A 20,789-nucleotide genomic window follows, 5' to 3' on the forward strand; every position below is an offset into this window, starting at 1 on the left:
CCCACCCGCAGCAGGTCGCCGGCGCCGCGGGAACCGGCTCGGGGGCCGGGGCCGGGGTCTCGGGCGGCAGCGGGTACGCGCCGGACTGCTGCGGCAGGTAGGCGGTCTCGGCGGCGACCTGCTGCGGGTGGGGCTGCTGATACGGCTGCTGCTGGTGCTGGACCTGTGGCTGGTACTGGGTGTCCCAGGTCTGGCCCTGCCAGGTCTGCGCGTCCTGGGTGTTGGCGGGTTCCTGGTAGTGCTGCTGCTGGTGGTAGGGCTGCTGCTGGTACTGCTGCTGCCCGTACTGGTGCTGCGCGTGGGGCTCGGAGCCGTAACTCTGCCCGTACCCGTGCTGCTGATCACGCTGGTGGTACTGGTCGTCGCTCATGCTCTGCTGTTCACCCTCCTGCGAACGGCGGGAGCACTTCGACCGTGCCGCCCTCGGCAAGCCGTACGGTCTCATGCCCGCGGGTCCCCACGGGGTCACCGTCGACCAGGAACGAACACCTCTGGAGTACACGGACCAGCTCACCCGGGTGCTTCTGGCGCACGACATCGAGCGCCTGGGCCAGAGTGTCCGCCGCGTAGGGCTCCTCGGCGAGACCCGCCGCCGCCTTGGCGGCAGCCCAGAAGCGGATGGTTCCCGCTGCCATCGCGACTCCTTCCGCTAATTTCTCGGCAATATTCCCGTTGATTTCCGCCGTGTTCCGTCGGCCCTCCATGATGGCCGATCCCCAGCCCCGCCACGGCATCGGCGCCCTTCGCCGCGGCACCCGCAGGCGGATGACCCAGTGTCCGCGCCCTCTGACACTCAGCACATGTGGGTTATTCTGCTGCGGAAGAGGATCCGGGCAATGTAGCCCCCGGGTCCTTTTGCGCTTTCCGCCCCCCAGGGCGCGGACGGAGAGCGGTGCCACATACGCCCCCACATCCCTACCGGGTGTGGGAGGTGCCCCCTTGCAGGGACCGAGGAGGAACCGACGTAATGGGCGACGTAATGGGCGAGCCAATGACGCAGACACGTGTAGTACGTGAAGATTGTCCGACCCGGGCAGGTGGGCGGCGATGAGTTCTCTGCTGCTGCTCACCAACGCCCTCCAGCCGTCGACGGAGGTGCTGCCCGCTCTCGGACTCCTTCTGCACCACGTGCGGGTGGCGCCGGCCGAGGGTCCGGCCCTCGTCGACACTCCGGGCGCCGACGTCATACTGATCGACGGCCGGCGCGACCTGCCCCAGGCGCGGTCGCTGTGCCAGCTCCTGCGGTCCACGGGACCCGGCTGCCCGCTGGTCCTCGTGGTGACCGAGGGCGGCCTCGCCGCCGTCACCGCCGACTGGGGCATCGACGACGTCCTGCTCGACAGCGCGGGCCCGGCCGAGGTCGAGGCGCGGCTGCGGCTGGCCACCGGTCGTCAGCAGATCTCCACCGACGACTCCCCGATGGAGATCCGCAACGGTGATCTCTCGGTGGACGAGGCGACGTACAGCGCGAAGCTGAAGGGCCGGGTCCTGGACCTGACCTTCAAGGAGTTCGAGCTGATCAAGTATCTGGCCCAGCACCCCGGCCGCGTCTTCACCCGGGCGCAGCTGCTCCAAGAGGTCTGGGGCTACGACTACTTCGGCGGTACGCGGACGGTTGACGTGCACGTACGGCGGCTGCGCGCGAAGCTCGGCCCCGAGCACGAGTCGCTGATCGGGACGGTACGCAACGTCGGTTACCGCTTCGTCACGCCCGAGAAGGTCGAGCGCGCGGCGGAGGAGGCGAAGGCGAAAGCCATCGCCGAGGCGGCCGCGAAGACGAGGGCCGCGGAGCCCGCGGAGGACGCCGCCGACGACACCACGCACACGGCCGACAGGTCCGAGGTACGGGAAGGCGCCGTACGGCCTGCCGGGAGGTAGGTCACCACGCGTAGACTGCCGCGCGTGGCCAAGGTGACGCGGGACGACGTGGCGCGACTGGCGGGGACTTCGACCGCGGTCGTCAGCTATGTCATCAACAACGGACCGAGGCCGGTCGCCCCGGCCACGCGCGAGCGTGTACTCGCCGCGATCAAGGAGCTGGGCTACCGGCCCGACCGGGTCGCGCAGGCGATGGCGTCGCGGCGCACCGACCTCATAGGGGTCGTCGTGCCCGACGCGCGGCAGCCGTTCTTCGCGGAGATGGCGCACGCGGTCGAACAGGCCGCCGCCGAGCGCGGAAAGATGGTGCTCGTCGGCAACTCCGACTACCGCAACGAGCGCGAGGTCCACTACCTGCGGGCCTTCCTCGGTATGCGGGTGTCCGGCCTGATCCTGGTCAGCCAGGGTCCGAGCGAACGCGCCGCCGCCGAGATAGAGGCATGGGACGCGCGCGTCGTACTGCTCCACGAACGCCCCGAGGGCATCGACGACGTGGCGGTCGTCACCGACGACATCGGCGGCGCGCAGCTCGCCACCCGGCATCTGCTGGAGCACGGCTATCCGTACGTGGCGTGCCTGGGCGGCGTCGAGTCGACCCCGGTCATCGGCGACCCGGTGACCGACCACGTCGAGGGCTGGCGCCGCGCGATGCGGGAGGCCGGCCTGTCGACGGAGGGCCGCCTCTTCAAGGCGCTCTACAACCGCTACGACGCGTACAACGTGGCCCTGAAGCTGCTGGCGGGCCCGGACAGGCCCCCGGCGATCTTCTGCTCCACCGACGACCAGGCGATCGGCGTGCTGCGCGCCGCCCGCGAACTGCGGATCGACGTCCCGGGCGAACTGGCGGTGGCCGGCTTCGACGACGTCAAGGAGGCGGCCCTCACGGACCCACCCCTGACAACGGTGTCCTCCGACCGCCCGGCGATGGCCCGGGCGGCGGTGGACCTGGTACTGGACGACGGCCTGCGAGTGGCGGGTTCCCGCAGGGAACGGGTGAAGCAGTTCCCCTCGGCCCTGATCGTCCGCCGCTCGTGCGGCTGCGGCTGAGCGGCGGCGTCAGGCGGGGCGCAGGAGCCGGGCGAGCCACTGGGTGCGGGTCCGGCGGGCCGTCGCCGAGATCCGCGCCCGCGGGTACAGGGCGTCGAACCCGTGGAATCCCCCTGCCCAGACATGGAGTTCGGCCTGGCCGCCGGCTGCCCAGATACGGGAGGCGTACTCGGTGTCCTCGTCGCGGAACACTTCGGCGGAACCGGTGTCGATGTAGGTGGTCGGCAGGCCCGAAAGATCCTCGGCCAGTGCGGGTGAGACGTACGCGGGCACCTCGCCGTCGGTGAGGCCGCCGAGGACGGAGCGCCATCCGAACTCGTTCATCTCGCGGGTCCAGACTCCGGGTTCACCGGAGAACTGGCGGCTGGAGACGGTGGTGTTGCGGTGGTCGAGCATCGGGCAGATCAGCAGCTGCCCGGCGATCGCGGGGGTATCCAGGTCGCGGGCCAGCAAGGAGACACCGGCGGCCAGTCCGCCGCCCGCGCTGGCGCCCGCGACGACGATCCGGGCAGGATCGACGCCCAGTTCCGCGGCGTGTTGGGCGATCCAGAGCAATCCCTGGTAGCAGTCGTCGACGAGGGTGGTGCCGGTGGCCTCCGGGGCGAGCCGGTAGTCCACGGAGACCACGACCGCGCCGAACTCGTCCAGCCACTCCAGCGGGATGTCGATCTGCGAGAACCGGTCGCCCATGACCATTCCACCGCCGTGCATCCAGTAGACGCAGGGGGCCGGGGCGGTGCCGTCGCGGTGGGTGGGGGTGAAGACCGACAGACGGATCGGCGTGCCGTCCTCGGCCCGCACGGTCACTTCGCGCAGGTCCGCGTTCCGGTCGGCGAGGAGGGAGTCGACGGGGGGCGAGGAGTACTGGCGCAGTTGCGCGAGTATCTCCGGGTCGAGCCCGGACATCAGCGGCATCTCGGCGAGCAGGTCGCGGAGTTCGGGGTCCAGGGCGGGGCGGGCTGTGGTCATGGCTGTTGGCCTTCCATGGGACGGTGCGAGAGCTTCGGACGGAGCGGAACGTGGGACCGTCAGAAGGCCGCCTTGCCGCGGACGGGGACGTAGTCGGTGTATTCGGACTCCTCGGCCAGCAGTCCGTCGATCTGCGCCACGATGAGCTGGGCGGCCTCACCGGCGAAGACCCGGTGGTGGTCCTCCTCGCTGCTCCAGCCCTCGGTGACGTGGACGACATCGGGATCGGAGGCGGAACGCGAGACGAGGTAGACGAGGCAGTGTTCGCTCGCGCCCGGACTCCCCTCGTCCAGACCGGTCAGCAGCAGCTCGACCAGGCGGTCGCCCATCCCGGTGCGGGCGGTCAGGGTGGCGTTGAATCCGTAAGTGGCGATCATGGGAACCTCTCCTCGGTGGTGGAGTGAACTGATTCCATTGAACCGACCTGACCTGCGATGACGTTAGAAGCATCCTCTCTTTCACTTGCACAATCCTCGCGACCTTGAGGATCACAGCGGGAAAAGGTGCTGCAATGGAGACATGTCCCTCGAAGAGTTCCGCACCCTGCTGACCCGGCACGCCCGCCCCGACTGGACCACCGCCGTCGACGGCGTCCTCATCTCGAAGGTCGACCGGGCGGATCCGCCGGCGCCCTCCATGTCCGGCACGGTGCTCGCCGTCATCGCCCAGGGCGCCAAACGGCTCGCGCTGGGCGACCGGGTGTACGAGTACGGTCCGGGGCAGTTCCTGGTCGCCTCCGTCGACCTCCCCGTGACCGGACAGTTCCTCCGGGTCGAACCCGACCAGCCGGCCCTCGGCTTCGGGCTCCTGCTGGAACCGTCCGCCGTCGCCGAACTCCTGTTGCAGGCGGGGCCCGGTGACACCCCGCGAACCGGCGCGGGCACACCGTCGGGCATCGCCGTCGGCGACGCCCCGCCCGCGCTGCTCGACGCGGTGGTCCGGCTGCTGCGCCTGCTCGACGAACCCCGCGACCGGGCGGTGCTGGCCCCGTTGGTCAAACGCGAGATCCTGTGGCGCCTGATCACCGGCGAGCAGGGCGCGGCGGTGCGCCAGCTCGGCCTCGCCGACAGCGGTCTCAGCCATGTCTCCCGCGCTGTGCGCTGGATCCGCGAGCACTACGCCGAGCCCTTCCGGGTCGAGGACGTGGCACGCCGGTCCGGTATGAGCGCCTCCGCGTTCTACCGCAACTTCCAGGCGGTGACCGCGATGAGTCCCATCCAGTTCCAGAAGCAGATCCGGCTCCAGGAGGCCCGGCTGCTGCTCGCCACCCACCCCGGTGACGTGACAGGAGTCGGCCTCCGGGTGGGCTACGACAACCCGTCGCAGTTCAGCCGTGAGTACCGCCGCCAGTTCGGCTCACCCCCGAGCCAGGACGCGGCCCGCCTGCGCGGCGCGGTACGCACCCCTGCGGGCGCCATGACCTGAGCACCCATAGCGAGAGGATCGTGCTAGAAGCGGCGAGGATAGCTCTACCATCACCGCAGCCCAGAGCGTTCCAATGGGATCACCAGCTTCTCCTGAGAAGCAGGAATGTATCTGCCGAGTACAGATCCCAGAGGGGCACACCATGAAGACAGTCCTGATCACCGGCACCTCGTCCGGATACGGCCGGGCGACCGCTCTCCACTTCCACGAGCGGGGATGGAACGTCATCGCGACGATGCGCAAGCGGCGGCCGGACGTCCTGCCGGAGTCGGACCGGCTGCGCATCGTCGAACTGGACGTCACCGATCCCGAGAGCATCACCGCCGCGATCAAAGCCGCGGGACCTGTCGACGCCCTGGTCAACAACGCGGGGGTCCCTTCGATCAGCGTGTTCGAGGGGACCCCGATGAGCCGGGTGCGGGAGGTGTTCGACACCAACACGTTCGGCGTCATGGCGACGACGCAGGCGGTGCTCCCGCAGTTCCGCGAGCGCGGATCCGGCGTGGTGGTCAACGTGACCTCCAGCGTGGTGCTGGGCCACATGCCGCTCTCGGCGGTCTACAAGGCGAGCAAGATGGCCGTCGAGGGGTTCACCTCATCCCTCGCCCTCGAACTGGCGCCCTTCGGCGTCCGGGCGAAGACGGTCGAGCCGGGCGCCTGCCTGACGACGAACTTCGCGGCCAAGGCGACGGGCGGAGGTGCACTGACCGAACTGGTCCCGCCGCCGTACGCGCCGTTCGTGGAACGGACCATGGCCGAGTTCACCGGCCAGGACGTGTTCACCGAGGAGAGCGACGTCGCCGAAACGATCTGGCGCGCGGTCCACGACACGACGGGCCAACTCCGCTTCCCGGCCGGCCCCGACGCCCTCCGCCTCGCCGAGGCGAGGTAACCGGCGCCTTCCGCCGGCCGGGGTCACTGCGGTGTGAACTCGTACCGCACCTCGTAGAGATGGCCCGCCTTGGCCATCACGGTCACCTCGACGGGCCGCTCGTCGGCGCCGTACACCACGCGCAGTGTGCGCAACACGGGCAGGGCTCCGGGCAGTTGAAGTGCTTCGTACTGCTCCTGCGTCGGTATGCGCGCGGAGACATGGTCGACGCTGAGCCGGGGCGGGTGGCCAAGTGTGGTCAGCAGGGTGGGAGTTCCGCCCTTGATCCGGCGGTGTTCGGCCAGCGGGGTGCCGCGGGCGATGTGGGGCGGGTAGTAGGCGTGGACCAGCTCCACCGGGTCGCCGTCGAGCGTGAGTACCTGGCGCCGGAGAACCGCCGTTCCGTCGGCGGGCAGGCGCAGGGCCGCCGCGACGTCCGCCGGCGGCGTCACCTCCGTGACGTCGAGGAGTGTGCTCCGAGCCTCACCGCCACGCTTCGCGGTCTCGGCGAGCCAGGGATACGGGTCGCCGTCGGCGGCGGAGGCCATGGACAAGGCGGGGCGTACGGTCAGCTGCCGGTGCTCCCGTACGGTCACGGAGGCGCCCGCGCGGCCGACGACCAGCCGCTCGCTCTTGAGGAGTTGGAGCGCTTTCTGCACCGTGGCGTTCGAGGCGCCGAACCGCTCCTTGAGTCGCACGGTGGAGGGCAGGCTGGCGCCGGGAGCGAGATCCCCGGTCATGATCTCGTCGCGTAGATCGGCGGCGATCCGCTCGTGGAGCGAGCGCCGGTCGTACGCGTTCTCGTCGCTGCGCGGCACGGTCGTCATCCGATCCCAGTCCCGGTCTCGATCTCGTAGCGCAGCCGCTGCCGGTGCGCGGGCATGGTCATCACGTCGGCCTGGATGGGCCGTTCGGCGGCATCGAAGGTGACCCGGACCAGCCGGAGCACCGGCTCGCCCGGCTCGGTGCGGAGCGTTTCGCGCTCCTCCTCGTCGGGCATCCGGGCCGTCACGTCTTCCTGGACGCGTACGCCGGTGTGCCCCAGTTCGGCAAGGAGCGTGACGGCGCCACCGGGGATCTTCGCCGTCCCGGCGAGGCGAGTGCCGCGCGCGATGGACACGGGGTAATAGGTGTCCGTCAGCTCGCAGGGCACGTCCTCCAGGACCATCACCCGCCGCCGCACGACGACGGCCTCGCCCGTGGCGATCCCCAGCAGCCCTGCCACCTCGTCCGGCGCCCCCACCTCGCCCGCACTGACGATCCGCTGCCCACCCCGCCGCCCTCGGGCCGCCAACTCGGCTCCCCACGGGTCGGGTTGGCCCTCGCGCCGTGGTGTCAGATACGGCATCGAGCTGCTGACCCACACCCCGGCGCTCATGACGTCCTCCTGTGCAGATGACGGGATCTTGACCTTGCCGCTTTACACAGTAAGCGACTCGGGTTCGCCTCCCTCGACGACCCAAGCTTGCCGCTTTTCGTGAATAGCAGTACGGTTCTCCTGATCGTACATCGCACAACCAGGCGGAGGTGCCTCGCGCCCCGGCGCACGGCCATCGCTTTGAAGGGGAGTGGAAAATGGGTGGCTCCTTGCTCGCCTCGTACGGGGTCGGCACCGGGCAGCGCGCGGTCTGCGGCGCGGAGGTCGGCTGATGGGGTGCGTCGGCGACGGCACGGTGGTGCTGCGGTGGCGGCGGCATCCCAGTTCTGTGGGGCTGGCGCGCCTGGAGTTGCGCAAGTCGCTCGCCGGATGGGGTCTGTCGGCGCTGGAGGACTCGGCAGTTCTCGTTCTTTCGGAGTTGGTCACCAACGCGGTGCGCCATGCCCGCGTGCCCTCGGGGCGGGAGATCGAGACACGCTTTCTGCCGATGGTTCCCCCGAAGCCCAGTGGTCTGCGGATCGAGGTGCACGACACGTCGGCCCTTCGACCGCGCCTGCGGGCGGCGGAGCCGGACGCGTGCGACGGGCGCGGGCTTCTTCTGGTGGACGCACTGGCCGACGAGTGGGGTGTCGCGGACCGGGTCGGCGTGGGCAAGCTCGTGTGGGCACTGTGGCGGCCCACCACCGATGGCGTCGAGCACGGCGGCGGGCGTTGTGACATCTGACCCGCGCCTTCGCACCCTGTGGGCCCGGCGGTGGAGCCGGTCGGCCGGACGCGGCGGGAGTTGTCCCTGGGGGTGCTGCACGCTCGACGTCGGCCGGGCCGGGCCCCGCCTCGCGGAGCGGTTCATCGCATACCGGCGAGACGCGACGGACACCCCGTCCCGGTAGATCATCCCCGTGGTCTTTATATGGGGCATACGGGATTTTGCCGTGGTTCTCAGCGGGCACTCAGACGGCTCTCATCTGCCGGGCGGATTGTCGAAGACATGACCGACAACTACCGCCGCAGCGGCGACGAAGACGCGAATCAGCAGGACTCCGGCAGCGGCCAGGCGTACCCGCCGCCGCCTCCGTACGACCCGGCCGCGCACGGCGGTGGGCAGCACGCTCAGGCGGGGCATGCCGCCTGGGGGTGGGGGCCCGCCGCGCCCGCGCACAGTGGGGCGCACGCTCGGCGGGCCAGGCGGCCCGTCGCGTTGCTCGCCGCCGCCGCGTTCGTCGCGGCCGTCGTCGGGGGTGGGACCGCCGCGCTGACCGCGACGCTGACCGACAACGGCTCCAGCTCCGCCGCCGGCACCGTCGCGACCGGGACGACCGTCTCGCAGAGCAGCAAGGGCACCGTCGCGGGTGTGGCGGCAGCCGTGTCGCCCGCCATCGTGGAGATTCAGGCCGCGTCCAACTCCGGGCAGTCCACCGGGTCCGGTGTGGTCATCACCAGCGACGGCGAGATCATCACCAACAACCACGTCATCGCGGGCGCGCAGACGGTGAAGGTGCAGCTCAGCACCGGCAAGACGTACACCGCCGACGTCGTGGGCACCAGCCCCGACAAGGACCTCGCGCTGATCAAGCTCCAGGGTGCGAGCGGCCTCAAGACCGCCGTCCTCGGCAACTCCGACAACGTGAAGGTCGGCGACGAGGTCGTGGCCATCGGCTCGCCCGAGGGGCTGACCGGCACCGTGACCAGCGGGATCGTCTCCGCGCTCGACCGGGACGTCACCGTGTCGAAGGAGCAGGGCCAGCAGCAACAGCAGCAGGGCGACGGACGGTGGCCGTTCGAGTTCGGGGGCCAGCAGTTCAACGGCGACACGGGCGACTCCAAGACCACGTACAAGGCGATCCAGACCGACGCCTCGCTCAACCCGGGCAACTCCGGCGGCGCGCTGATCAACATGAACGGCGAGATCATCGGCATCAACTCGGCCATGTTCTCGGCGAGCGGTTCGAGCGGCGACAGCTCGTCGGCCGGGAGCGTCGGCCTCGGCTTCTCCATCCCGGTCAACACCGTCAAGGCCGACCTGAGCGCACTGCGGGCCGGTAACAGCGACTAGGACCGCTCTGACGTGCGAGGCTGAAGTGCCGGAGACCCACCCTGACCGCGTTCGGAGAAAGAGCGACGACATGAGCCCCGCCGAAGGAGATCCGCAACGCGTCCTGATCGTCGACGACGAGCCCGCCGTCCGTGAGGCGCTCCAGCGCAGCCTCGCCTTCGACGGGTACGGGACCGAGGTCGCCGTCGACGGTGTCGACGCGCTCACCAAGGCCGCCGCCTACCAGCCCGACCTGATCGTGCTCGACATCCAGATGCCGCGCATGGACGGGCTGACGGCGGCCCGCCGGCTGCGCGCCACCGGGTCCACCGTGCCGATCCTGATGCTCACGGCGCGCGACACGGTCGGCGACCGGGTCACCGGGCTCGACGCGGGCGCCGACGACTATCTGGTCAAGCCCTTCGAGCTGGACGAGCTGTTCGCCCGGATCCGCGCGCTGCTGCGGCGCAGCTCGTACGCGGGCTCGGCGGGCGGCGAGCTGCCGCAGGACGACATCCTCGCGTTCGCCGATCTGCGGATGGACCTGGCGACGCGCGAGGTCACGCGGGGCACGCGCCGGGTGGAGCTGACCCGTACCGAATTCACCCTCCTTGAGATGTTTCTGGCCCACCCGCGTCAAGTGCTCACGCGGGAGCAGATCCTGAAGGCCGTCTGGGGCTTCGACTTCGAGCCCAGCTCCAACTCACTGGACGTGTACGTGATGTATCTGCGGCGCAAGACGGAGAGCGGCGGCGAGCCGCGCCTCGTCCACACGGTGCGCGGGGTGGGGTACGCGCTGCGCGCCGAGGGCGGCCCGACGACGGGCGGCGGACCAGGTGGGCACGGCGGTCACGGCGGTCACGGCGGCGCCGAGTGACCTCGCTCGCCCGGCGCCTCCGTACACTGCCGCTCCGCTCCCGCCTCGCGATGCTCGTCGCCACCGCCGTCGCCGTCGCCGTCGCGGCGGCGGCCGTCGCGTGCTGGCTGCTGACCCGCGCCCAGCTGGAGGCGGAGCTGGACAACTCGCTCCGCAACACCTCCGCGCCCCCCGGCCTCGTACAGGACCTGGTGAACAGGTGCTCGCCGAGCGGGGCTTCCTCGAAGACCGCCAACTCGCCGTTCGCGTACATCCAGATCGTCGACTCCGACGGCAACCGGTGCGTGGAATCCTCCTCGCAACCGGTGAAGATCCAGTCGGCCGACCTCGACGTCGCGCTCGGGACGAAGGACAGCTCCCTGCACAACTCCACCACCGAGGACGGCGCCCCGGTGCGGGTCCGCACCACACCGGCCCGCATCGGACCCGCGCGGATCGCCGTCTCCATCTCCCGCCCTCTCGCAGAGATCGACGCCTCCCTGAACCGGCTCGCCCTGCTGCTCACCGCCGTCGCCGGCGCCGGTGTCATCGGCGCGGGCGCCGCCGGGCTCTGGATCGCGAGGACCGGTCTGCGGCCGGTCGACGGGCTGACCCGCGCGGTCGAGCACGTCGCGCGCACCGAGGATCTCAGCCTGCGCATCCCGGCCGAGGGCGAGGACGAGATCGCCCGTCTCTCCCGCTCCTTCAACTCGATGACCGCCGCGCTCGCCTCCTCACGCGACCGCCAGGCGCAGCTCATCGCCGACGCGGGCCATGAGCTGCGTACGCCGCTGACCTCCCTGCGTACGAACGTCGAACTGCTCGCCCGCAGCGACGAGACGGGCCGCGCGATCCCCCCGGAGGACCGTGCGGCGCTGATGGCGTCGGTGAAGGCGCAGATGACGGAGCTGGCCGCACTGATCGGCGACCTCCAGGAACTCTCCCGCCCGGACGCCCCCGACCCGGGCCCGCTCCAGGTCGTGGCGCTGCACACGATCGTGGAGAGCGCCCTGGAACGCGCCCGCCTGCGCGGCCCGGACCTGACGATAGAGGTCGCGCTGCACCCCTGGTACGTACGGGCCGAACCGGCCGCGCTGGAAAGGGCGTTGGTCAACGTCCTGGACAACGCGGTGAAGTTCAGCCCGCCGGGCGCGGCCGTCGAGGTCGCGCTGAGCGCCCAGGGCGAGCTGACGGTACGCGACCACGGCCCCGGCATCCCGGCGGACGAACTCCCGTACGTCTTCGAGCGTTTCTGGCGCTCCCCGTCCGCCCGCGCGCTGCCGGGCTCGGGCCTCGGCCTGTCGATCGTCGCGCGCACGATCCAGCAGACGGGCGGCGAGGTGGCGCTCCGCCGGGCGGCGGGCGGCGGCACGGTGGCGGCGATCCGCATCCCGGGCGCCGCGACTCCACCACCGAGCGGACCGGCGGGCGCCACGAGGGCCTGACCGGCGAGGCCGGCCCCTCTCCTCGCCATTCGGCTCACCAGAAGCGAGAAGGTAGCGCTACCAGCCTCTTTGAGGAGCATCTCGCGCCTTCTCAGCATGGACAGGTCTTCCCGCGCCGCTCCCACCCACGTCCGGCGCCCCCAACTTCGCCCCTTCGATGTCCAGTTGCGGCAGCAGCCGGTCCAGCCATCGGGGCAGCCGCCATGCCGTCGTGCCCGTCAGGGCCAGGGTGGCCGGGACCAGGGTGAGGCGGATCAGGAACGCGTCCACCACGATTCCCACCGCCAGGCCGAACGCGATCGGTTTGAGCGTGAGGTCCTCCGCCGTCACGAAGCTCGCGAAGACCGCGAACATGATCAGCGCCGCCGCCGTGACCACCCGTGACGCGTGCCGCGACCCGGCGACGACGGACTCGACGGCCGGGCGGCCGGGCCGGAGGACGTGGTCCTCCCGTATCCGCGCCACGAGGAACACCTCGTAGTCCATCGCCAGCCCGAACAGCACCGCGATCAGCACGATCGGCATGAAGCTGAACACCGGCCCGGAGGCCCGGACCCCGAACACCGCGGCCAGCCAGCCCCATTGGAAGACCGCGACGACCGCGCCGAAGGCGGCCCCGGCGGAGAGCAGGAAGCCGAACGCCGCCTTCACCGGGACGACCAGCGAGCGGAAGACCAGCAGGAGCAGGATCAGCGCGAGTCCGACCACCGTTCCCACGAAGGGCAGCAGCGACGCCCGCAGCCGGTCGGACACGTCGATCGCCGCCGCCGTGGAGCCGGTGACCAGGATCTCCGCGTCGGCCGCCCGCCCCATCGCGGGCGTACGCGTGCGGATCTCGCGTACGAGCCGCTCCGTCGCCTCCGCGCGCGGCCCCGCCTTCGGTACGACCGTGAGGATCGCCGTACGGCCGTCCGTACCGATCTGCGGCTCGCTGACGGACACCACGTCGGGCAGCGGGAGTCCTTCGAGCCCCGCCGTGACCTCGTCGGCCGCGGCTTCCGGGTCGCCGGTGCGGCTCTGTACGAGGACGAGCAGCCGCCCGTTGACGCCGGGGCCGAAGGCGTCGGAGATCAGGTCGTACGCCTTGCGCTGGGTGGTTTCCGGTGCGGAGGTGCCGTTGTCGGGCATCGCCAGGGCGAGTTGGGTGGCCGGTGCGGCGAGCACGCCGAGGCCGATGACGACGAGGAGGATCGTGGCGAGCGGGCGCCGCGTGACGAGCCTGGCCCACCGTTCCCCGGCGGGCGCGCGCCCCGACGGGGACGGCTCGTACCGCGCGCGCCTCTCCGCCCGTGACCCCGCCTTCGGCCGCAGCCGCGCCCCCGCGAAGCCGAGCAGCGCCGGCAGGAGCGTGATCGCCACGGCGACCGCCATCAGTACGGTGCCGGCCGCCGCCAGCCCCATCACGCTCAGGAACGGGATGCCCACGACGGTCAGCCCGGACAGCGCGATGATCACGGTCAGTCCGGCGAAGACCACCGCGCCGCCCGCCGTACCGGTGGCCCGTGCCGCGGACTCCTCCGGGTCCATCCCGGCGGCCAGTTGGGTACGGTGCCGGTCCACGATCAACAGCGCGTAGTCGATACCGACCGCCAGACCGACCATCAGGGCGAGGCTCGGCGCGGTGGACGAGACAGTGGTGACGTTCGAGATCAGCAGCAGCCCGATCAACCCGATGACCAGGCCGAACAACGCGGTGAGCAGCGGCAGTCCGGCCGCCGTCAGTGATCCGAACGTGACGAGGAGGACGAGGACCGCGACCCCGAGTCCGATCGCCTCCCCGATGCCGACGGCGAGCCCGCCGGTGCTGTAGATCGTGCCGCCGACCTCGGTGCGCAGCCCGTCCGACCGCGCCTGGTCGGCGATCGACTCCAGGGCGGTGACGCTGGAGTCCTTCAACGCGTCCCGTTTGATGGGGTAGAGCACCTGCGCGAGCGCGGTACGGCGGTCGGCCGAGACCGTCTCCGTACGGAAGGGGTCGGTCGCGCTCTCGACCTGCGGCGCCTCCCCGGCCGCCCGCACCGTCTTCGCGATGACGGCGCGGTACGCCGGGTCGTCGAGCGTGGTGCCCGGCGGCGCGGCGAAGACGAGCTGCGCCGTGACGCCGGTGGCGGAGGGCAGCGACTTCTCCAGGACGTCGATGCCCTGCTGCGCCTGCGAACCGGGGATGGTCGCCTCGCTGTCGAGGTGCGAACCGTACGCGGCGAAGCCGCCGCCCAGCAGGGCGATCAGTAACAGCCAGCAGGCGAGGAAGCGGCCACGGCGCCGGAAGGCCGCGCGGCCGAGCGCGTGAAGCAACGTGGCCATCAGGCGTCACCCTCCGCGTCGGCGGACGGCGGGCTCATCAGCGCGCCCAGCACGGTGGCCAGCGCGCTCTCCACCTCTGTGGCGCCGACCTCGTCGGGGTCGGCTATGTGCTCGTTCGAGAGGCCGTTGGTCAGGCAGTGCACGATCAGCGCGGCGAGTTCGGGGCTGACGGCCGGCCGGGCGCCGGTGCGTTCGGCGACCTCCGCGAACGCGCGGGCCGCCGCGTCGCGTTGAGCGCGCCGGATGGGGGTGAGGACCGCCCTGGTCCCCTCGTCACGGGCGGACCGGGCGGCGAACTCCAGCCCCAGGCGCCCGTGTTCGACGTCGTCGACGATCCGGTTCGCGACGGCACGCGCGGCGAAGGCGGTCACCGCGTCCGCGTTCCCCTTCGGCGCCTGGTCCTCGTGCCGGATCGCGGCCATCAGGTTGTCGTTCTCGGCGTCGGCCCCCTGCGCCAGCACGGCGCCGAACAGGCCGTCCTTGCTGCCGAAGTTGGAGTAGACGGCGCCCTTGGTGAATCCCGCGTCCCGGGCGATGTCCTCCAGCCGGCTGTCGTCGTAGCCACGGCCGGCGAAGGCCCGCGCGGCGGCGGCGAGCAGCCGCCGCCGTACCTCACTTCGCGGAACGCGCCGTACGGCGAGGGGATCGGGACCGGGATCGGGCACCCGGTCGGGTATGGACGGCATCGTCTTCTCCTTCACGTCGGCGGTGCGTCTCACTCGATACCGAGGGTATTGAGATGGACGCCCGCCTTCGATCCGGTCCGCCCCCTGAGGATCCGGGGGTTAACCCCCTTGCCGCTCAAGGGAATTGCGGGGGCTACTCGGCGCCCGCGCCGTACCGCAGCCCGTCCATCAGCAGCGCCACCATTCGCTGCGCGTGCTCGTCGTTCTCGTCGCCGACCGGCAGCGCCAAGTTGGCGACCGCGCGCAGCAGGTCCATCGGGTCGGCGTCACCCCGGATCTGTCCGGCCGCCGCCGCCGCGTCGAGGAGTCCGCCGAGCACCGGTATGAAGCGGTCCTGGAAGTACGAGGGCAGGCTGCCGTACGCCGGGTCCCCCGAGTGCAGGGCGGCGCTCAGACCGCGCTTGGTGGCGATGAAGCCCGCGAAGCGCCGGAGCCAGCGGGCCAGGGCGTCGGCCGGGTCGTACCGCGCCGCGAGCGCGGGCGCCGCGTCGGCGCAGGCGTCGACCTCGTGGCGGAAGACCGCCGCGATGAGGTCGGAGCGCTGCGGGAAGTGCCGGTACAGGGTGCCCGCGCCCACGCCCGCCCTGGCGGTGATCTGCCGTACGGGGGCGTCCACGCCGGACGCGGCGAACACCTCGGCGGCGGCGGTGAGCAGGGCGTCGACGCTGCGCTGCGCGTCGGCGCGTACAGCATGCCTGGGCTGCCGGGGCTGCCGGGGCTGCCGGGGCTGTCCCCCGTTCGTCGGGACGTCGGTCACGGCGGCGACCCCTCCTTGCTAAACGGAACATCGTTCCGTATCGTCGGACACGACAGCGGAACACCGTTCCGCTTACGCCAGCGTATCGCGCCACGGAGGAGCACCATGCACTACCGCACACTCGGCCGGACCGGCATCAAGGTCAGCCCCTACTGCCTGGGCGCGATGATGTTCGGTGCCATCGGCAACCCCGACCACGACGACTCCGTCCGCATCATCCACAAGGCCCTGGACGCGGGCATCAACTTCATCGACACCGCCGACGCCTACTCACGCGGCGAGTCCGAGGAGATCGTCGGCAAGGCGCTCAAGGGCGGGCGCCGGGACAGCGTCGTACTCGCCACCAAGGCGCGCCTGCCGATGGGCGACGACCCCAACCAGCAAGGCACCTCCCGCCGTTGGCTGACCCGCGCGCTGGACGACTCGCTGCGCCGGCTGGGCACCGACCACGTCGACCTGTTCCAGATCCACCGGCCCGCGCCGGACACCGATGTGGAGGAAACCCTCTCCGCCCTCACCGACCTGATGCGCGCGGGCAAGGTCCGGGCCGTCGGTACGTCCTCCTTCCCCGCCTCCGACATCGTCGAGGCGCAGTGGGTCGCCGAGCGGCGCGGACTGGCCCGGTTCCGCACCGAGCAGCCGACGTACTCGATCCTCAACCGCGGCATCGAGCGCGAGATCCTGCCGGTCTGCGAGCGTTACGGGATGGGCGCCCTGGTCTGGAGCCCCCTCGCGGGCGGCCTGCTCACCGGCCGCTACCGCAAGGGCCAGGAGGTCACCACCCACAGGGCGGGCTTCGGTTTCAAGCACCTGAGCGACGAGCGCCGGCTCGACGCCGTCGAACAGCTCATCCCCCTCGCCGAGGAGGCCGGGATGCCGCTGACGCACCTGGCGACGGCTTTCGCGATCACCCACCCCGGTGTCACCTCGGCGATCATCGGGCCGCGCACCATGGCCCACCTGGACGACCTCCTCGCGGGCGCCGGGACCACGCTGAGCGACGACATCCTCGACCGGATCGACGCCGTCGTGGCCCCGGGCACCGACGTCGGCACGCTGGACACCGCGTACGTCCCGCCCGCCGTCGACCCGGCCGCCCCCCGCCTGCGCCGCCGCCCGGCATCCGAGCGCGCGGCCTGATCCAACCGACAGGCCCTAAGCTCTGTCCGGCCGGACCGGACGCCGAGGCCGGGGCCGTATCGACAGACCCCGGCCTACCCCGAACAGTGCCGTCAGCCGTTGTGCCGGATCAGGGAATCCACCAGCCCGCCCCTGGTCTCCGGGAAGTCCAGCGGCACGATGCCCAGGCCGCGCCAGCCCGCGCCCTCCGACCCGTCGAGCAGCGTGTGCACCTGCGGGTTCAGCCGGTCGGAGTTCCAGCGGGGCGGCAGCAGCGCCGCCGTGCTGACGAAGTTGATGTACTGCTTGCCCGGCTGGGACGCGGCCTTACGGAAATGGGCCGCGATCTTCGGGTACTTGGCGCCCGGCTCCGCCATGTAGTCGTCCTGGATGTCGAAGAGACCGCCGTCCCCGTACCGCACCCCCGGCATCCCGCCGCTGTCCGCGAGCAGCACGACCTTGCCGCGCGCCTCGCCGAGCGTCGGCAGATTGCTGTCGAGCCGGAAGAGGGACCGCCAGCCCTTCCCGTCCAGGTACGTGTCGAAGATCCGCCGGAACTCGGCGTCGCTCACCGACGAGTACTCCTGCTTCACGCGCATCAGCACGGTCTCGGAGGGGTGCGCCTGGAGGAAGTTGCGGCAGGCGGTGAGGACGTCGTCGAAGTTGAGGTTCTGGTAGTACGCGGCGTGGTGGATCGGGAAGGCGTTCTCGAACGCCCGGCAGCGTATGTCCAGGAACCGCACGCCGGTGTTCAACTGGTCGGCGATGGTGGTCCCTTGGCACGCGACGTACAGACCACCGCTGCGCGCGCCGGAGTTGTGGGTGCCGGGGAGGGTCAGGCTCCGTACGGGGGTGGAGTCGCCGATCCCGGAGAGCCAGTCGGAGGGGGCGAGGGCCCGCCGGGCCTTCGCGGACGCGGTGGTCGCCGTGGTCGCCCTGGTCGCCGCCGCTGCGGATGCCGTGCCGACGAGGGCGGTGGCGGAGACGGCGAGCGCGCCGGCGAGGATTCCTCGACGGCCAAGTCCAGCACCGGTGGGGGGAGTTGTGCCTGTGTCTGTAACCATGGGCCGAGTATGACGTGCACGCATCAGGTACGGACAGGGCCTCACGAGGCGTCGTATTCCGGTCAGTTGCCTCGCGCCTTACCTTTGCCTCGCGCCTGCGACGGCCGGTACGGGGAAGGCGCGGAGGAGTCGGCCTGGCTGTACGAGTCACTGTCGTACAGGGAGGCGCCGCTGCTTGAGCTGGACCCGCTCCCCCGGCGCGAACGCGAGTTCCACATCTCCGGCATCGGGATGTTCGTGCCCGTGTACGGTGCCGAGTCGCCGTTCGTCCGGGTCAGCGGTGACGAGTTCTCCCGGTCCCAGTGGTTCTGGTTGTCCTGAACTCGGGCGGGAGGGACCGCCGCCTGCTGCTGCCGCTGCTGCTGGTTCGCGGCAAGCGCCTGGATGACGTTCGCGAGCGCCTCGGTGGCTCGGGCCAGATGCACGCTCACATCAAGGTCGTCGGACGCCGGGGCGGCAGTCCGGCCGGCAGCCGGAGCCGGAGTCTGATTCGCAGGGGCGGCGGAATTGCGCTCCGTGGACAGCGGCGACTGCCGCATGTCCCCTGTCAACGCCCCCTGCCCGCGCGCGTTCTGCTCCATCCGGCGAAGGGCGAACGATCCCCCGGCGACGGCCATCCCCGCGAAGAACAACGGCCCACCGGCGACAGCCCCGATACCGGTGAGACTCATCGCCGCTCCCGCGGCCATCATGGCCAGCCCGACATACGTCGTCGTACGCGACCTCGCGAGCCCCCCGGCGAGCGTCCGCGCGAACCTCCCGGCGCCACGTACCGCTCCACCCAGCTGTTCGCGCCGCGACTTGGGGCGCTCCTTCTCCTCCTCGTCACGATCCGCCGTGCTGCTCACATCGGACATGCGCTGTCACCCCTTCGGGAACGTGGACGGGTCGACGGAGCCGTCGAAGGCGCATCGTGATCGACCGGCCGGCCTGCCTGCCTTCTGAGCAAGAACGGTCAGGAGTGGTGGTCGGTTCAACCACACCCGGTTTGTCCCGAAGCCTCAGCTTCCGTCCGCGGCCGGGCCCGGTTGCTGCCGGGCCTGGTTCCGGAACTGTGCGGGCGATGAGCCGACCACACGGCGGAACGCGGTGCTGAACGCGCTCTCCGACCGGTAGCCCGTGGCGCGTGCGAGCTGGGAGATCGACAGGGTGTCGCGGGCGAGGGCGTCGCGTGCGAGGCTCATGCGCCACTGGATCAGGTACTCCAGCGGCGGCGTCCCGACGTGGCTCTTGAACGCCTGCGCGAACGCGGAACGCGACATGTGGCTGATCTCGGCCAGCTCCTTGAGGCTCCAGGAGTGGGCCATGTCCGCGTGCACGGCACGCAGGGCGGCACCGATGCCGTCCGCGTTCAGCGCGCCCAGCCAGCCGGTGGGCCGGTCAGTGCGACCCGCGTGCGCACGCAGCATGTGCACGAGCAGGATCTGCGCGAGGTGGTTCTGCACCAGCGGGCCGCCGGCGGCGGCGACCCCGACCTCGGTGGCCAGCAGATCGATCAGCTGCGCGAGCCGCCCGCCATGAGGATCGGCCACGCGGACGATCACGAGCGAAGGCAGAAGATCGGTCAGGAGGGCCGCGTTCCTGTCGTCGAACGCGATGTGCCCTACGCAGAGGTAGAGATCATCCTCCCCGGACTCCGGGCCGATGGACTCCGGGCCGATCCGCACAAACCCGTCCTCGGCACCCGCCAACACCGGCCCTGCGGGGCGCGGGCTCGCGCCGGGCGAGCTGGCCAGCACATAGGGCGGCGGGTTGCCCAGCATGAAGGTGTCGCCCTCCCGCAGGAGCACAGGCTCGTGCCCATCGAGGATCAACCAGCAGGTGCCTCGCACAAGGCCCCCGATCCGCACATGCAGGAACGGGTCGAAGCGCAGGGCCCACTCCCCTGCGGCCAGCAGACTGGGCCCGATCACCGTGCGGGGCCGGAGCAGGCCGATCGCGTCAGCCACCGGATCCCGGAATCCGAGCACCGACGACACCTCCTGGACGATACGTAAAGAACAGCGGACTTTGCATCATGGATAGTATCCGGGGCCTCCCGCAGTATCGATGACGAACGGATCGGCATCGAGAGTGAGGGAGACGCCCGCATGGGACAGCTGGAAGGCAAGACGTCGGTGGTCACCGGGGGCAGCACCGGTATCGGTCTGGCCACCGCCGTACGGCTGGCGGACGAGGGCGCGTACGTGTTCGTCACCGGCCGGCGCGAGTCCGAACTGGCGTCCGCCGTCAAGACCATCGGAGCGGACCGGGCCACCGCGGTCGTCGGCGACATCGCGAAGCCGGAAGACCTGGACCGGCTGTACGAGGCGGTCCGGGCGCGGGGCACGGGTCTGGACGTGCTCGTCGCGAACGCGGCGGTCGGCGCGTTCGCGACGCTGGAGCAGACCACGGAGGAGCACTTCGACCACACCTTCGACGTCAACGTCCGAGGCACCCTGTTCACGGTGAAGAAGGCGTTGCCGCTGCTCAACGACGGAGCCTCGGTCGTCCTGGTCGGTTCCACGGCCGGCGACCGCGGGGTTGAGGCGTTCGGCGCGTACGCGGCGTCGAAGGCGGCCGTCCGGTCCTTCGCGCGGACATGGTCCAACGAGCTCAAGGACCGTGGCATCCGGGTCAACGTGGTCTCCCCGGCCTGGATCGAGACTCCCGGGGGCACGGCCGCTTTCGGCGACGAGGAGACCGCACGGGCCGTCAAGGAGAACGTCGCCGCGACCGTGGCCAAAGGCCGCATGGGTCAGCCCGAGGAGGCCGCCGCGGTGGTGGCGTTCCTGGCCTCGGAACAGAGCAGCTACGTCGTCGGCGCGAACATCTACGTCGACGGCGGCACGAACCAGATCTGAGGTGGCACTGCGGTTCCAGCTCGCGCAACCCCAATACTGACGCCATCGCGTATGGGATCGTCGCGGGTTGACCAGGAGAACTGAGACAGAACGAGCAGTCTGTGGTCCCGGGCGG

General features: G+C 71.0%; 21 protein-coding genes and 1 pseudogene. 10 read left to right on the forward strand and 12 right to left on the reverse strand.

From position 1 onward, the window contains the following. Together BHU15_RS19040 and BHU15_RS19045 are read right to left on the reverse strand one after the other, a co-directional pair. Window positions 1-370 (reverse strand): annotated as a pseudogene (locus BHU15_RS19040) (hypothetical protein); the annotation flags it as partial. 10 nt (window positions 371-380) lie between these two features. Further along, window positions 381-635: a MoaD/ThiS family protein gene (locus BHU15_RS19045; protein ID WP_069628279.1), complete on the reverse strand. Its 255-nt coding sequence runs from the start codon at window positions 633-635 to the stop codon at window positions 381-383. 412 nt (window positions 636-1,047) lie between these two features. On the opposite strand from BHU15_RS19045, the gene BHU15_RS19050 reads away from it, so the two are divergent. Continuing rightward, entirely contained in the window at window positions 1,048-1,878 is an 831-nt protein-coding gene (locus BHU15_RS19050) for a winged helix-turn-helix transcriptional regulator (protein WP_069628280.1), read from the forward strand. Window positions 1,879-1,902: 24 nt separating this feature from the next. Beyond that, window positions 1,903-2,925, forward strand: coding sequence for a LacI family DNA-binding transcriptional regulator (locus BHU15_RS19055; RefSeq protein WP_069628281.1), 1,023 nt, complete (start codon window positions 1,903-1,905; stop codon window positions 2,923-2,925). Between the two features lie 9 nt (window positions 2,926-2,934). On the opposite strand, the gene BHU15_RS19060 is transcribed toward BHU15_RS19055, so the two are convergent. Together BHU15_RS19060 and BHU15_RS19065 are read right to left on the reverse strand one after the other, a co-directional pair. Further along, complete coding sequence (locus BHU15_RS19060; protein ID WP_069628282.1) at window positions 2,935-3,894, reverse strand: alpha/beta hydrolase; 960 nt, start codon at window positions 3,892-3,894, stop codon at window positions 2,935-2,937. A 59-nt stretch (window positions 3,895-3,953) separates the two neighbouring features. Beyond that, on the reverse strand, window positions 3,954-4,271 hold the full coding sequence (locus BHU15_RS19065; RefSeq protein WP_023540660.1) for a putative quinol monooxygenase: 318 nt from the start codon (window positions 4,269-4,271) through the stop codon (window positions 3,954-3,956). A gap of 142 nt (window positions 4,272-4,413) precedes the next feature. On the opposite strand from BHU15_RS19065, the gene BHU15_RS19070 reads away from it, so the two are divergent. After that, complete coding sequence (locus BHU15_RS19070; protein ID WP_069628283.1) at window positions 4,414-5,319, forward strand: AraC family transcriptional regulator; 906 nt, start codon at window positions 4,414-4,416, stop codon at window positions 5,317-5,319. Window positions 5,320-5,461: 142 nt separating this feature from the next. Beyond that, window positions 5,462-6,211 (forward strand): SDR family oxidoreductase, encoded by a 750-nt coding sequence (locus BHU15_RS19075; RefSeq protein WP_069628284.1) that lies wholly within the window; start codon window positions 5,462-5,464, stop codon window positions 6,209-6,211. A gap of 23 nt (window positions 6,212-6,234) precedes the next feature. On the opposite strand, the gene BHU15_RS19080 is transcribed toward BHU15_RS19075, so the two are convergent. Continuing rightward, window positions 6,235-7,017 carry a GntR family transcriptional regulator gene (locus tag BHU15_RS19080; protein ID WP_069628285.1) on the reverse strand — a complete coding sequence of 261 codons (783 nt, stop codon included), beginning with the start codon at window positions 7,015-7,017 and terminating at the stop codon, window positions 6,235-6,237. Next, window positions 7,014-7,568 carry a UTRA domain-containing protein gene (locus BHU15_RS19085; RefSeq protein ID WP_069628286.1) on the reverse strand — a complete coding sequence of 185 codons (555 nt, stop codon included), beginning with the start codon at window positions 7,566-7,568 and terminating at the stop codon, window positions 7,014-7,016. Before BHU15_RS19085 ends, BHU15_RS19080 begins: the two co-directional genes overlap by 4 nt. A gap of 271 nt (window positions 7,569-7,839) precedes the next feature. Here BHU15_RS19085 and BHU15_RS19090 point away from each other — a divergent pair, with 271 nt between their 5' ends. The 4 genes from BHU15_RS19090 (at window position 7,840) to BHU15_RS19105 (ending at window position 11,901) form a co-directional block, all read left to right on the forward strand. Continuing rightward, window positions 7,840-8,292 (forward strand): ATP-binding protein, encoded by a 453-nt coding sequence (locus BHU15_RS19090; RefSeq protein ID WP_069628287.1) that lies wholly within the window; start codon window positions 7,840-7,842, stop codon window positions 8,290-8,292. Between the two features lie 264 nt (window positions 8,293-8,556). Further along, window positions 8,557-9,621 (forward strand): S1C family serine protease, encoded by a 1,065-nt coding sequence (locus tag BHU15_RS19095; protein WP_069628288.1) that lies wholly within the window; start codon window positions 8,557-8,559, stop codon window positions 9,619-9,621. Window positions 9,622-9,691: 70 nt separating this feature from the next. Continuing rightward, window positions 9,692-10,477 carry a response regulator transcription factor gene (locus BHU15_RS19100; RefSeq protein WP_069628289.1) on the forward strand — a complete coding sequence of 262 codons (786 nt, stop codon included), beginning with the start codon at window positions 9,692-9,694 and terminating at the stop codon, window positions 10,475-10,477. After that, the gene (locus BHU15_RS19105) at window positions 10,474-11,901 is read left to right on the forward strand and encodes a sensor histidine kinase (protein ID WP_069628290.1); all 1,428 of its coding nucleotides are present in this window, start codon (window positions 10,474-10,476) and stop codon (window positions 11,899-11,901) included. Before BHU15_RS19100 ends, BHU15_RS19105 begins: the two co-directional genes overlap by 4 nt. 57 nt (window positions 11,902-11,958) lie before the next feature. Here the strand turns inward: BHU15_RS19105 and BHU15_RS19110 are convergent, their stop codons facing one another. The 3 genes from BHU15_RS19110 to BHU15_RS19120 all read right to left on the reverse strand — a co-directional run bounded on the left by BHU15_RS19110 (window position 11,959) and on the right by BHU15_RS19120 (window position 15,546). Further along, complete coding sequence (locus BHU15_RS19110) at window positions 11,959-14,205, reverse strand: MMPL family transporter (protein ID WP_069628291.1); 2,247 nt, start codon at window positions 14,203-14,205, stop codon at window positions 11,959-11,961. Continuing rightward, complete coding sequence (locus BHU15_RS19115) at window positions 14,205-14,891, reverse strand: TetR/AcrR family transcriptional regulator (protein WP_079128236.1); 687 nt, start codon at window positions 14,889-14,891, stop codon at window positions 14,205-14,207. Before BHU15_RS19115 ends, BHU15_RS19110 begins: the two co-directional genes overlap by 1 nt. Window positions 14,892-15,024: 133 nt before the next feature. Then, entirely contained in the window at window positions 15,025-15,546 is a 522-nt protein-coding gene (locus BHU15_RS19120) for a TetR/AcrR family transcriptional regulator (RefSeq protein ID WP_069628323.1), read from the reverse strand. 207 nt (window positions 15,547-15,753) lie between these two features. Between BHU15_RS19120 and BHU15_RS19125 the strand changes: the two genes are divergently transcribed. Beyond that, complete coding sequence (locus BHU15_RS19125) at window positions 15,754-16,788, forward strand: aldo/keto reductase (protein ID WP_069628293.1); 1,035 nt, start codon at window positions 15,754-15,756, stop codon at window positions 16,786-16,788. Window positions 16,789-16,880: 92 nt separating this feature from the next. On the opposite strand, the gene BHU15_RS19130 is transcribed toward BHU15_RS19125, so the two are convergent. From BHU15_RS19130 to BHU15_RS19140, 3 genes are all read right to left on the reverse strand, one after another. Further along, the gene (locus BHU15_RS19130; RefSeq protein WP_069628294.1) at window positions 16,881-17,831 is read right to left on the reverse strand and encodes a phosphatidylinositol-specific phospholipase C; all 951 of its coding nucleotides are present in this window, start codon (window positions 17,829-17,831) and stop codon (window positions 16,881-16,883) included. A 62-nt stretch (window positions 17,832-17,893) separates the two neighbouring features. Then, complete coding sequence (locus BHU15_RS19135) at window positions 17,894-18,688, reverse strand: TrbL/VirB6 family protein (RefSeq protein WP_069628295.1); 795 nt, start codon at window positions 18,686-18,688, stop codon at window positions 17,894-17,896. Between the two features lie 144 nt (window positions 18,689-18,832). Beyond that, window positions 18,833-19,810 (reverse strand): AraC family transcriptional regulator, encoded by a 978-nt coding sequence (locus BHU15_RS19140; protein ID WP_255293148.1) that lies wholly within the window; start codon window positions 19,808-19,810, stop codon window positions 18,833-18,835. 111 nt (window positions 19,811-19,921) lie between these two features. On the opposite strand from BHU15_RS19140, the gene BHU15_RS19145 reads away from it, so the two are divergent. Then, window positions 19,922-20,674, forward strand: coding sequence for an SDR family NAD(P)-dependent oxidoreductase (locus BHU15_RS19145; protein ID WP_069628297.1), 753 nt, complete (start codon window positions 19,922-19,924; stop codon window positions 20,672-20,674). Window positions 20,675-20,789 lie beyond the last annotated feature (115 nt).

The sequence above is a fragment of the Streptomyces niveus genome (genome assembly GCF_001723055.1).
Classification (GTDB): domain Bacteria; phylum Actinomycetota; class Actinomycetes; order Streptomycetales; family Streptomycetaceae; genus Streptomyces; species Streptomyces niveus.

Bases quoted from the DNA above. Each gene is read 5' to 3' on its own strand.
- BHU15_RS19045 (WP_069628279.1), bottom strand. From the start codon at position 635: ATGGCAGCGGGAACCATCCGCTTCTGGGCTGCCGCCAAGGCGGCGGCG.
- BHU15_RS19050 (WP_069628280.1), top strand. From the start codon at position 1,048: ATGAGTTCTCTGCTGCTGCTCACCAACGCCCTCCAGCCGTCGACGGAG.
- BHU15_RS19060 (WP_069628282.1), bottom strand. From the start codon at position 3,894: ATGACCACAGCCCGCCCCGCCCTGGACCCCGAACTCCGCGACCTGCTC.
- BHU15_RS19065 (WP_023540660.1), bottom strand. From the start codon at position 4,271: ATGATCGCCACTTACGGATTCAACGCCACCCTGACCGCCCGCACCGGG.
- BHU15_RS19070 (WP_069628283.1), top strand. From the start codon at position 4,414: ATGTCCCTCGAAGAGTTCCGCACCCTGCTGACCCGGCACGCCCGCCCC.
- BHU15_RS19075 (WP_069628284.1), top strand. From the start codon at position 5,462: ATGAAGACAGTCCTGATCACCGGCACCTCGTCCGGATACGGCCGGGCG.
- BHU15_RS19080 (WP_069628285.1), bottom strand. From the start codon at position 7,017: ATGACGACCGTGCCGCGCAGCGACGAGAACGCGTACGACCGGCGCTCG.
- BHU15_RS19085 (WP_069628286.1), bottom strand. From the start codon at position 7,568: ATGAGCGCCGGGGTGTGGGTCAGCAGCTCGATGCCGTATCTGACACCA.
- BHU15_RS19090 (WP_069628287.1), top strand. From the start codon at position 7,840: ATGGGGTGCGTCGGCGACGGCACGGTGGTGCTGCGGTGGCGGCGGCAT.
- BHU15_RS19095 (WP_069628288.1), top strand. From the start codon at position 8,557: ATGACCGACAACTACCGCCGCAGCGGCGACGAAGACGCGAATCAGCAG.
- BHU15_RS19100 (WP_069628289.1), top strand. From the start codon at position 9,692: ATGAGCCCCGCCGAAGGAGATCCGCAACGCGTCCTGATCGTCGACGAC.
- BHU15_RS19110 (WP_069628291.1), bottom strand. From the start codon at position 14,205: ATGGCCACGTTGCTTCACGCGCTCGGCCGCGCGGCCTTCCGGCGCCGT.
- BHU15_RS19115 (WP_079128236.1), bottom strand. From the start codon at position 14,891: ATGCCGTCCATACCCGACCGGGTGCCCGATCCCGGTCCCGATCCCCTC.
- BHU15_RS19125 (WP_069628293.1), top strand. From the start codon at position 15,754: ATGCACTACCGCACACTCGGCCGGACCGGCATCAAGGTCAGCCCCTAC.
- BHU15_RS19130 (WP_069628294.1), bottom strand. From the start codon at position 17,831: ATGGTTACAGACACAGGCACAACTCCCCCCACCGGTGCTGGACTTGGC.
- BHU15_RS19135 (WP_069628295.1), bottom strand. From the start codon at position 18,688: ATGTCCGATGTGAGCAGCACGGCGGATCGTGACGAGGAGGAGAAGGAG.
- BHU15_RS19145 (WP_069628297.1), top strand. From the start codon at position 19,922: ATGGGACAGCTGGAAGGCAAGACGTCGGTGGTCACCGGGGGCAGCACC.